At 63.4% G+C, this 10,854-nt stretch carries 6 protein-coding genes and 3 pseudogenes; all 9 read right to left on the reverse strand.

Annotated features, from left to right (window positions below; genetic code table 11):
* Positions 1–105: 105 nt before the first annotated feature.
* The 9 genes and pseudogenes from P3R82_RS29490 to P3R82_RS29530 all read right to left on the reverse strand — a co-directional run bounded on the left by P3R82_RS29490 (position 106) and on the right by P3R82_RS29530 (position 10,612).
* Entirely contained in the window at positions 106–3,210 is a 3,105-nt protein-coding gene (locus tag P3R82_RS29490; RefSeq protein WP_183902729.1) for an efflux RND transporter permease subunit, read from the reverse strand.
* Positions 3,211–3,249: 39 nt separating this feature from the next.
* Positions 3,250–4,469: pseudogene (locus tag P3R82_RS29495) on the reverse strand (efflux RND transporter periplasmic adaptor subunit).
* Between the two features lie 133 nt (positions 4,470–4,602).
* Entirely contained in the window at positions 4,603–5,199 is a 597-nt protein-coding gene (locus P3R82_RS29500) for a TetR family transcriptional regulator (protein ID WP_283196321.1), read from the reverse strand.
* Positions 5,200–5,303: 104 nt separating this feature from the next.
* Positions 5,304–6,247 (reverse strand): annotated as a pseudogene (locus tag P3R82_RS29505) (phosphoribosylaminoimidazolesuccinocarboxamide synthase).
* Between the two features lie 91 nt (positions 6,248–6,338).
* Positions 6,339–8,084, reverse strand: a complete 1,746-nt coding sequence (locus tag P3R82_RS29510) for an SLC13 family permease (RefSeq protein ID WP_283196322.1) — start codon at positions 8,082–8,084, stop codon at positions 6,339–6,341.
* Positions 8,085–8,185: 101 nt separating this feature from the next.
* Positions 8,186–8,890: a phosphoribosyltransferase gene (locus P3R82_RS29515; RefSeq protein WP_283196323.1), complete on the reverse strand. Its 705-nt coding sequence runs from the start codon at positions 8,888–8,890 to the stop codon at positions 8,186–8,188.
* 4 nt (positions 8,891–8,894) lie between these two features.
* Positions 8,895–9,701 (reverse strand): pseudouridine synthase, encoded by an 807-nt coding sequence (locus P3R82_RS29520; protein ID WP_183902723.1) that lies wholly within the window; start codon positions 9,699–9,701, stop codon positions 8,895–8,897.
* A 219-nt stretch (positions 9,702–9,920) separates the two neighbouring features.
* On the reverse strand, positions 9,921–10,127 hold the full coding sequence (locus P3R82_RS29525) for a hypothetical protein (RefSeq protein WP_183902722.1): 207 nt from the start codon (positions 10,125–10,127) through the stop codon (positions 9,921–9,923).
* A 141-nt stretch (positions 10,128–10,268) separates the two neighbouring features.
* A pseudogene (locus P3R82_RS29530) lies at positions 10,269–10,612 on the reverse strand (hypothetical protein).
* Between the last annotated feature and the right edge of the window lie 242 nt (positions 10,613–10,854).

Below are 10,854 nucleotides of genomic sequence, written 5' to 3' on the forward strand. Positions count from 1 at the left end.
CTTCACCATCGGCCGCGCTTCGCTCAAACGAGAAACACCATCCCGAAGCAGTCCGCGGCAATGTACCAATGAGTCTCACTTTATCACAGTGCAGATATGTCACACTCATACCTCATTTTTTTGACGTCGCGAGAAGACGCGGCGGATAACCACAAAGAATGAAGGCACGAAGAAAATGCCGAGCGCGGTGGCGAACAGCATGCCGCCGAGCACGCCGATGCCGATAGCATTCTGCGCGGCGGAACCCGCGCCGGTTGCAATGGCCAGCGGTACGACGCCGAGGATGAAGGCCAGCGAGGTCATGATGATCGGGCGCAGACGCAGCCTCGCGGCCTCGAGCGTCGCCTCGATGATCCCCAGTCCGGCTTCCATTCGATCCTTGGCGAATTCGACGATCAGGATGGCGTTCTTCGCCGCGAGCCCGATCGTCGTCAATAACCCGACCTTGAAGTAGACGTCGTTTGCCTGGCCGAAGAGCGTTGCCGCCACCAGCGCGCCGAGCACGCCGACCGGAACGGCCATGATGACCGAGAACGGGATCGACCAGCTTTCGTAGAGTGCCGCGAGGCACAGGAAGACGACGAGAATAGAGATCGCATAGAGCAGCGGGGCCTGCGAGCCCGACAGGCGCTCCTGATAGGAGATGCCCTGCCAGGCGACGGTGTAGCCGCCGCCGAGCTGCGCGGTCATCTCTTCCATCGCGTTCATGGCGTCACCGGAGCTGACGCCCGGCGCGGACGCGCCGTCGAGCGGGATGGCGCTCACCGCGTTGAAGCGGGCGAGCGTCGGAGCGCCCTTGACCCATTCGGTGCTTGTGAAGGCGGAGAAGGGCACCATCTCGCCATTGGTGTTGCGGGCATACCAGCGGTCGAGGTCGTTGGGCTGCATGCGGAAGGCCGCATCGCCCTGGACGTAGACCGGCTTGATCTCGCCGTTCAGCGTGAAGTCGTTGACGTCGCGCCCGGTGAAGATGACCGACAGCATCGCATTGACCGCCGAGATGTCGACACCCATGGCGCCGATCTTCTCCTGGTCGATGACGATCTTCATCTGCGGCTCGACTTCCTTGTTGTTGCTGCGCAACGCCACGACCTTGCCACTGGTATTGGCCATGCCGATCAGGCGCTTGGAAGCAGCGTCGAGCGCTTCGGTGCCGTTGCCGCCGGTATCGACCAGATACATGGAGAAACCGCTGGATACGCCGAGACCCTGGATGGCCGGCGGCAGCAGTGCGAAGACCTGGGCTTCGCGGATCTGCGAGAAGGCGCCGAGCGCACGCGTGGCGACCGACTGGGCATGCAGGTTGACGTCCGTGCGTTCCGCGAAGTCCTTGAGCTTGGTGAAGACGATCGCGCTGTTCTGGCCGGAGCCGTTGAAGCCGAAGCCGAGGGCACCGAAGACGGACTGCACGGCGTCCTTTTCGTTTTCACGATAGTATTTCTCGACCTTTTCGACGACGGCCTGGGTCTGCTGCGTCGTCGAGCCCGGAGGCGTGGTGACGATCGTCAGAAGCACGCCCTGGTCTTCCTGCGGCAGGAAGGAGGTGGGCAGGCGGTTGAAGAAATAGGCGCAGCCGACACCGATCAGCACGAAGACGATCATGACGCGCCACGGCCGCTTCAAGAGGTAGCCGATGGAGCGGACATAGCCGTTGGTGGAGCGGGTGAAGTTGCGGTTGAACCACTCGCCGGCACGGTTCTTCTTCTGGTCATGCACCGGCTTCAGCATCGTGGCGCAGAGCGCCGGGGTGAGCACGATGGCGACGAGCGCCGAGAGCAGCATCGCCGAAACGATGGTGATCGAGAACTGGCGGTAGATGATGCCGGTCGAGCCGCCGAAGAAGGCCATCGGAATGAAGACCGCCGTCAGAACAAGCGCGATGCCGACGATGGCGCCGGTGATCTCGCCCATCGATTTCTCGGTGGCCTCCATCGGCGACAGCTTCTCCTCGGTCATGATGCGCTCGACGTTCTCGACCACGACGATGGCGTCGTCGACGAGCAGGCCGATGGCGAGCACCATGGCGAACATGGTCAAGGTGTTGATCGAATACCCTGTCGCGGCAAGGATGCCGAAGGTTCCCAAAAGCACCACGGGGACCGCGATGGTCGGAATGAGCGTCGCCCTGAAATTCTGCAAAAAGACGAGAAGAACGACGAAGACGAGCACGATCGCTTCGACCAGCGTGCGCACGACCTTTTCGATCGACAGCTGCACGAACGGCGTCGTGTCATACGGGTAGGTGATTTCCACGCCCTCGGGCAGGCCCGTGGAGATCGTGTCCAGCGCGGCGCGGACACGGCCGGCGGTGTCGATGGCGTTGGCGCCGATCGCGAGGTTGACGGCGAAGCCGCTCGATGGCTGGGCATTGTAGCGGGAGGAGCCGCCGTAGCTTTCCTGGCCGATCTCGATGCGTGCGACGTCGCTGAGGCGCACCGTCGATCCGTCCTTTTCGACCTTCAGGATGATGTGCTCGAAGTCGGAAACGGTGGTCAGCTGGCTCTGCGCGGTGATGGTGACGTTGATCTGCTGGCCGTCGACGGAGGGCTGTGCGCCGAGCGAACCCACGGATACCTGGGTGTTCTGCGCCTCGATCGCCGAGGTCACGTCGCCCGTCGTCAGCTGATACTTGACCAGCTTGTAGGGGTCGAGCCAGACGCGCATGGCGTAGCCGGAGCCAAAGATATTGACGCTGCCGACGCCTTCCAGACGCTGTACCTGCTTTTCGATCGAGTTCGACAGGATGTTGCCGAGATCGACGGAATTGCGCTTGCCGTCGGTGGATACCAGGGCGCCGACGAGCAGGATACTCGAGGTCGACCGGGTGACGCTGATGCCGGCGTCGATGACGTCGCCCGGCAGCTTCGATTGCACCAGCTGCAGCTTGTTCTGCACCTGCACCTGGGCGATGTCGGGATCGGCCGTCGTGCCGAAGGTCAGCGAGATGCTGGCCGAACCGGTCGACGAGGTCGAGGTCATGTAGGTGAGGTCGTCGAGGCCGGTCATGCCGTCCTCGATGATCGTCGTCACCGATTTCTCCACCGTTTCGGCGCTGGCGCCGGGATAGGTGGCGTTGATGCGCACCGTGGTCGGCGCGATATCAGGGTACTGCGAGATGGACAGCGTGAAGATCGCCAGCACGCCCGCAAGCATGATCGAGATCGCTATGACCCACGCAAAGATCGGGCGTCGGATGAAAAACTTGGCCATTGGCTAATTCCTGTACGGCTCGGATCAATGATCGACGCGTTACTTCGCGGCGGGCTGCTGCGCGTCGCCGGCGGCGGGAGGCGCCACGGGCACGACGATACCCTTGTCATTGATCTTCATCTCGGTCGGCTTGACCGGCATGCCGGCGGTGATCGACTGCAGGCCGGAGACGATCAGCTGATCGCCATCCTTGATGCCTTCGGTCACCAGCCATGCGTTGTTGGAGGGCGATGCATTTTCGAAGGTGCGGTTTTCGACCTTGCCATCAGCGGACACGAACTGCGCCGACAGCTCGCCATTGGCGTTGCGGCTGGTCGCGAGCTGGGGAAGGGCGAAACCGCTTTCCGAGCCGAGTTCCAGCGTCGCGCGGACATACATGCCGGGCAGGATGATGCGGTCGGGGTTGGGGAAGCGGACGCGGATGGTGAAGGTGCCTGTCGTCTCGCTGACGACGGACTTCGACATGTCGAGCGTCCCCCTCTCACCGTATTCCTTGCCGTTTTCGAGGATCAGCCGGAACGCGTCGTTGCCGCCTGTGCCCTTGATCTCGCCAGCGGCGATGGCGCTGCGCAGACGCAGCAGGTTGGTGCTCGATCCCGTCAGCAGGATATAGGCCGGGTCGATCTGGCGGACGGTGGTCAGCGCCGTGGTCTGGTTCGCGGCCACGACGTTGCCGACATTGTAGGCCGTCTGGTCGATGATGCCGTCGAAGGGAGCGACGATCTTGGTGTGGTTGAGGTCGATCTCGGCCGCGGCAAGGGCCGCCTTCGCCGATCTGACCTCGGCCTGCGCCTGCAGGAGGTTGGTCTTGGCGGTTTCGAATTCGATCTGCGTGGCGCCGGAGCCGACCAGACGCTGATAGCGGTCGAAGTTGCTCTGCGCGCTCGGCACGCTGGCTTCGGCCTTGGCGATGGTGGCGCGCGCCTGGGCGACCGCGCCAAATAGGGGGCGTCCTCGATCTGGTAGAGGACGTCGCCCTTCTTCACCTCTCCGCCTTCGCGGAAGGTGATCTCGCGGATGATGCCGCTGACCTGCGGGCGGATGTCGGCGGTCTGGAAGGCCTCGGCACGGCCGGGAAGGATGGTGGTGATCGGGAAGTCGCCCTTCTTCAGCGTGATCACGCCGACGGCAGCCGCCTGCTGCTGCGCCCCGGCAGCGCCGGCGCCGCCAGCGGCGGGTGTCTTGCCGCTGTCGCTGCAGGCGGCGAGCACGCCGCCGATCGCGAGAGCGGAGGAAACGAGGAGAAAGCGACGTATCATGTTCAATTCCCTATGCGCGGGCTCGCGGATCGAAGCCTGCCGGGGATGCCACACGACAAACGATCCGGAGTCAAATGCCTCTGATCCGAATTAACAAAGCCTTTAGAAAGTGACGTAAGTTATGAATCGTCACTTAGCAAGCGCTATTTTGCAGTGCGGTATCGGCGAAATCGACGATCTGCCTTGCTCTCTCGACAAGGGTCTCCTTGTCGTCCTTGACGATGAGAACCGGGTGCAGCACGCCCGCAAGCACGTCGGAGACGGTAATCGCGGCTCGCGCCGGGTCCGCGCAGTGATAGCGGCCTTCCGCGACACCCTCGCGAATGATGGCCTCCAGCTTCTGGATCACCTTTTCGCGATATCGCCGTCCGGCCTCGATCTTGGCGTCGATGCTGACGAGGACCATTTCGAAGATGTAGGGGTTTTTCTGGATATCCTCGAGATGGCTGTCGAGGAGCCTGAGCACGAAGCGGAGCAACTGTTCGCGCGGCGGCAGGTCTTCGGCGACGAAGCGGTCGGCGACATCGCTCAGGTGCCGCTCGGCAATCGCGTCGACCAGCGCGGTCTTGGAATGAAAATGCTTGAAGACGTTGGCCGGCGACATGCCGAGCGAGGCGGCGATGTCGGCGATGGAGACGGCGACGAAGCCGCGCTGGCGAAACAGCTGCTCGGCCATCGACAGGATATCTTCGCGGGTCTCTTCGGCCTTGCGCCTTGGCCTTCGTGCCATGAGTTCTCCAGCCGGTTGCGTCCGGCATCGCTGTTTTTCAGAACCTAACGCGACATTGAAAGGGCCTGCAAGCCATGGCCGCAGGCCTCCATGCGATCGAGTGCTTACGGGAAGTAGCGTGACAGGTTCCGGCGCACGCGCTCCACTGGGGTCGCGCCGCCGTCGTCGGGCACGAACGCCTGCGCGGTGATCGCCTCATAGGCCTTTATATAGACGGCCGAGGTCTGCTCGATGAGATCGGTCGGGATCTCGGGGATCTCGTCCTTGTAGGGGTCGCAGCGTTCGGCCACCCAGGCGCGCACGAAATCCTTGTCGAAGCTTGCCGGGCGCGTGCCGGCCTCGAAGCTCGCCTGGTAGCTGTCGGCCAGCCAGTAGCGGCTGCTGTCGGGGGTATGGATCTCGTCGGCGAGAATGATGGTGCCGTTTTCGTCGGTGCCGAACTCGTACTTGGTGTCGACGAGGATGAGGCCGCGCTGGGCCGCCATTTCCGGCCGCGGGCAAAGAGCGCGAGCGCGTATCTCGACAGCGTATCCCACTGCGCCTGCGTCAGCAGCCCATTGTCGACGATCTGCGCGGGTGTCAGGGGCTCGTCATGGCCGCCGTCGAATTCCTTGCTTGTCGGCGTGATGACCGGCTCGGGAAGCTTCTGATTGTCGCGCATTCCGTCCGGCAGGCGCATGCCGTACATCTCGCGCTCGCCCTTCTTGTAGAGCGTGAGGATCGAGGTGCCGGTGGTTCCGGCCAGATAGCCGCGCACGACGACCTCGACCGGCAGGATGTCGAGGCGCTTGCCGACGACGACGTTCGGATCGGGATAGGCGATGACGTGGTTGGGGCAGATATCCTTGGTCGCCTCGAACCAGTAGCGCGCCGTCTGGGTGAGGACCTGGCCCTTGTAGGGGATGCAGGTCAGGATCCGGTCAAACGCGCTCAGCCTGTCGGTGCTGATGATGATGCGGCTGCCATCGGGAAGGTCGTAATTTTCGCGTACCTTGCCGCGGTAGTAATTCGGCAGTTCCGGGAAATGGGCTTCTGAGAGGATACGCACGGGCTTGACCGTCCTTGTCGGTTAACGGGATCAGTTCATCGGGGTTGTCCCTGCTCTAGTTCCATTGCCGGCGATGTCAAGCAAGCGGGGCTCAAACCCAGAAGACATATAGAAGCAGCAGGCTCAAAAAGTAGCTCAGCACGGTGACCGGCAGGCCGGCGCGGATGAAATCGGAAAAGCGATAGCTGCCGATGCCCATGGCGAGCGTGTTGTTGTGATGGCCGAAGGGCGTGAGGAAATCGAGCGAGGCACCGAGGGCGACGGCCAGCAGATAGGCTTGCGGCTGGTGCTCACCGGCTGCCGCGAATTCGATGGCGATGGGGCTGAGAATGATGGCGACCGTGGCGTTGTTGATGAACGGCGTCAGCGCGATGGCGAGAAACAGCACCACGGCGATGCCCGCCAGCGGTTGCGACACGGGAAGGATCGTGCCGAGCGCCGATGCGATGACCTCGGCGGTCCCCGACGTGCCGACGGCCGAGCCGATCGGGATCATCGCGGCGAGCATGATGATGACGGGCCAGTTCAGGTCGGCCATCGCCTGGCGAATGTTGAGGTAGTTCAACAGCGCCAGCACGAGGACGACGCCGGCGAGCGCGATATCGGGCCGCAACACCGTCGTCGCGGCGATGCCGCAGGCAAAGATCGCGAAGGGTTGCCAGCTCAGCGAGACGGACGGCGGGACGGGCGGGGAGGCGAGCGGCAGACATTCGCATTCCTCGAGCGCCTCGGCGATCGCGGCGCGGTCGCCCTCGAGAACGAGGACGTCGCCGATCGACAGCTGCAGATCCTCGAAGCGTCCCTCGATGCGGGGAGAACGCATGGATAGCGCGCTGATCGCGATATTTCTGGTGGAAAAGACCTCGAGCGAACGCAGGCGCGAGCCGACCAGCGTGCTCTCCGGCATGACGACGGCTTCGACGCGGCTTGCCTCGGCCTGCCAATGACCGGCCTGCCAGTGATCGGTCTGCAGCGCGCCGGATGCGGCGAAATCGGCAAGGACCGCGTCGTCGGCTTCGGCCAGCAGCAGATCGCCGGCCTCGACGATTGCGCGATCGGCGGAGCCGAAGACGAAGGCGCCATTGCGCAGCAGCGCATGCGGCTTGAGCGCGAAGCGGGCGGGAAGGTCGGCGAGGTTCTGCCCGATGAGGGGCGAGCCGGCCGGTACGCGCCGTTCGGCCACCATGCGGCGTCGCGGCGTTTCGGGCGCCGCCTTGTCGTCATCGCCATCCCTGGGGAAGAGAAGCGGCGCCAGCATCGATGTCATGAGGATGCCGGTGATGGCGACCGGCAGGCCGACATAGGCGAAATCGAACAGGCGAAAGCCCTGGCCGGTCGCCGCCACAAGCGCGTTGCTGACGAGCAGGTTGGCGGGCGTGCCGATCAGCGATACGAGGCCGCCGAAAAGGGCGGCGAACGAGATCGGCATGATCAGCTGCCGCTTGGGGATGGCGGTCACGGAGCTGATGCGCAACGCCACCGGCAGCGAAATGGAGAAGGCGCCGATATTGTTCATGAAGATGGAGATGAAGCCGGTCACGCCGGACAGGATGGCGATGACGCCGGTGCCGCGCATGCCGCGGCCGGCAAGTGCCGTCGATACCCTGTCGAAGAAGCGGGTGCGGGCAAGCACCTGGACCACCAGCAGGATCTCGACGACGGTGATGACGACGGGGCTGGCGAAACCCGAAAAGACTGCTTCCGTTGGATAGAGCCCGAGCGCATAGCCGGCAAGCAGTCCCGCTATCGCGACGACCTCGACCCTGAAACGGTCGATCAGGAACAGAACCAGCATCGCGATCAAAAGGATCAGCAGCCATGCTTGTTCTGGGGTCATCAGGTCTTCCGGATTGATACGCTTATGGGGGAATGTAGCGGTTCGCGACGCGCTGTATAGAGGGCCGGTCGTAAAGCGCGCTTCATCATGGTCGCTGTGGCTCAGATCCTCGGCGCGCGCCATGTGCCGCGTTCGGTGCGGTCTAGCATCGGGGTCGCGAAGACGGCGAAGGTGCGCTCCAGCCATCGCGGCCCGGCTTCGTCAAGCGCGGCGCGCCAGCGCTCGGATTGCAGCATGGCGGCGCCGATCGCCAGGGGTTCGATCGAACAGGCCGACAGCAGCTCGAGGCCCGAGACGATCGAGGTGCCGCTTGAAATCACATCGTCGATCAGCGCGACGCGCCGGTTTTCGAGCAAAGGCAGCATGCGCGGGTCGATATAGAGGCGCTTCTGCTGGTTGGGGGTCGTGATCGACGACAGCGGGACGGAGAGCTCGTCGCGGTACCAGAATTTTCTCGAGGTGCCGAGCGGCACATATCTGGTGTGCCCGAGTTTTTGCGCCACGGCTGAGGCGAGCGTCAGCCCGAGCGTCGGCAGTCCGGCGACGACCTCGATATCGAGGGCTCTCAGCCTGTCCGCGAGCTGCGCTGCCAGCGCGTCCACCACCTCGAAGCTCGCCTGGTTGATGATGAGCGAGGCGAGCGCATGGTCGCCATCGGCAAGCGGGCGGAGCGGCAGCCTGAGCTGGCGACCATCGGGCAGCGTCGCGACATAGAAGGATGTGAAGTCGTCGCCGACCGCGAAGGTGCCCGGCGCGTGCAGCTCCTGCCAGAAATCGTGCGGGGCGAGGGCGGCGCTGTCTGTCATGATGTCATCTGGTCCGTTTGGTGGTTTCCATGCCGGCGCGGCGGCGCAGCGCCTTGAGCTCGGCCTCCGTCAGCGCCCGCACCGCGCCTTTCGGCAGATCGCCGAGCTTCAGATCGCCGATCGCCACGCGCACCAGCCGCAGGCATTCGGTGCCGAGCGCCTCCAGCATGCGGCGGATCTGGCGGTTGCGGCCCTCATCCAGCTCGACTTCTATCCAGGAATTGCGCTCGCCTTGTCTCAAGAGCGTGGCCGCTGTCGCCTTCAGGAGTTCGCCGTCGTGGCGAACGCCATAGGCCATCTCGGCCAGCATGTCGGGCTCCATGACGCGATCGACCTGCACGTGATAGGTCTTGGTGACATGGGTGACCGGATCGAGCAGCGCCTGGGCGAAAACCGTGTCATTAGTGAAGAGAAGCAGGCCCTCGCTTGCCTTGTCCAGCCTGCCGACGGGCGACAGATGCGGGGTGTCGACATCCTTCAGGCAATCGAACACCGTCGGGCGACCTTCCGGATCGTGGCGTGTGGTCACCAGCCCGCGCGGCTTGTTGAGCATCAGATAGGTCATCGGCTCGGCGGCGACATCGCTGCCATCGACCGCGATCGTTGCGGACGAGAGGTCGATCCAGGCGGCGCTGTCCAGCACCGTACGGCCGTTGACGGTCACGCGTCCGTCGGCGATTAGCTTTTCAGCCTGGGTTCGGGAGCAGTAGCCGAGCTTGGACAATGCGCGGGGCAGGGTCACCCGCTTGCTCTCGGCGGCGCCCGGTTTCGTACGGCCGTTCTGCCTTTGCGGTGCGCGCCGCTCTCTCAATCGCCCGTTCCTCTCCTGCTCGGTCAACGGCGTTTCTGGCATGAACGATCAAGGGATGCCAGACGCGGGGTCGCAAAACGCGGGGATAAGATGAAGGGGAGGGGCGCTGGCGGACGGTGAAAAGAAGAGGCGGCGCCATGGGCGCCGCCTGTCTTTGCCGCATTCATATATCTTGGCCGCATCTATATGACATGAACGGATCGCGGTGGCGACCGCTCCTCAGTGACGCGCCATGAAACCCGCAAGCTGCTCGCGGTTCATGGTGACGCCGGCAGCCGCCTTGGCGGGGTCCGGATGGGTATAGGATGCGCTGGGCATTTCAGGAAGTTCGAGAGCCTGTCGCATGTTCATGATACCGACCGCCAGGCGGCCCTGCGCTCCGTCCACGGTGACTTCGACGATGCAGTTCGATCCCTTGGCAATCATCAGCAGTCCTCCCTCGTTCTTTATAGTCTCCATTACTGGCCCGAAAAATGGGTTTTTCTAAGACCAAAGTAGTACGGGCCGGATGATACTTCGGATCGTCCGGCCCGTAAACAAATTAGATAAATCTAATTTTAACGAATGCTACCGCCACCACTGCTGACGCTGCGGCGCAGCCTGGGCGGCGCCGCTCAGCAGATAGCCGGCGAGAAAGCCGAGCGCGCCGGCGAGTGCCAGCGCCGTGGTGGTTGCGGCGGGATGCTCGCGCGCGGCGTCGGCCGCGCCACGCTTTCGGCCTTGATCTGGGCAACGGCGGTCTTGGCGCGGGGTGCGACTTCTTCGTAGGCCTTGCCGGCGCGGTCGCGCACTTCGTAATAGGCCTCCGCGCCCTGGGCCGAGATCATCTTCTGCAGACGGGCGACCTCCTGCTGCAGGGCGCTGATGTCCTTGCTAACGGCGGATCTCACATCATCTGTATTGGAAGCCATCGGGCTGTCTCCTTTGTTGCTGACGATAGAAACACGTCCAGAAACACATGGGAGCGGGGTTCGGTTCCGAAAATCGGGCGTCTTGGTTGCGGATAATGGCTCGTGGGCGATGCCGGGCGGTGGATTGACCCGATATTCGGGATGTCGCGGAGCGGGCTCGAAATGGCTCCGCGACGCACCCCATGAAATTCCTTAAGCCAAATCAACATGTTATAAAACTGTCAAAAAACTTTGCGTGTGGT

It is taken from the genome of Rhizobium sp. AN80A (assembly GCF_030053015.1).
Classification (GTDB): Bacteria; Pseudomonadota; Alphaproteobacteria; order Rhizobiales; family Rhizobiaceae; genus Rhizobium; species Rhizobium metallidurans.

Coding starts and splice junctions, on each gene's coding strand:
- P3R82_RS29490 (WP_183902729.1), bottom strand. CDS start 3,210: ATGGCCAAGTTTTTCATCCGACGCCCGATCTTTGCGTGGGTCATAGCG.
- P3R82_RS29500 (WP_283196321.1), bottom strand. CDS start 5,199: ATGGCACGAAGGCCAAGGCGCAAGGCCGAAGAGACCCGCGAAGATATC.
- P3R82_RS29510 (WP_283196322.1), bottom strand. CDS start 8,084: ATGACCCCAGAACAAGCATGGCTGCTGATCCTTTTGATCGCGATGCTG.
- P3R82_RS29515 (WP_283196323.1), bottom strand. CDS start 8,890: ATGACAGACAGCGCCGCCCTCGCCCCGCACGATTTCTGGCAGGAGCTG.
- P3R82_RS29525 (WP_183902722.1), bottom strand. CDS start 10,127: ATGATTGCCAAGGGATCGAACTGCATCGTCGAAGTCACCGTGGACGGA.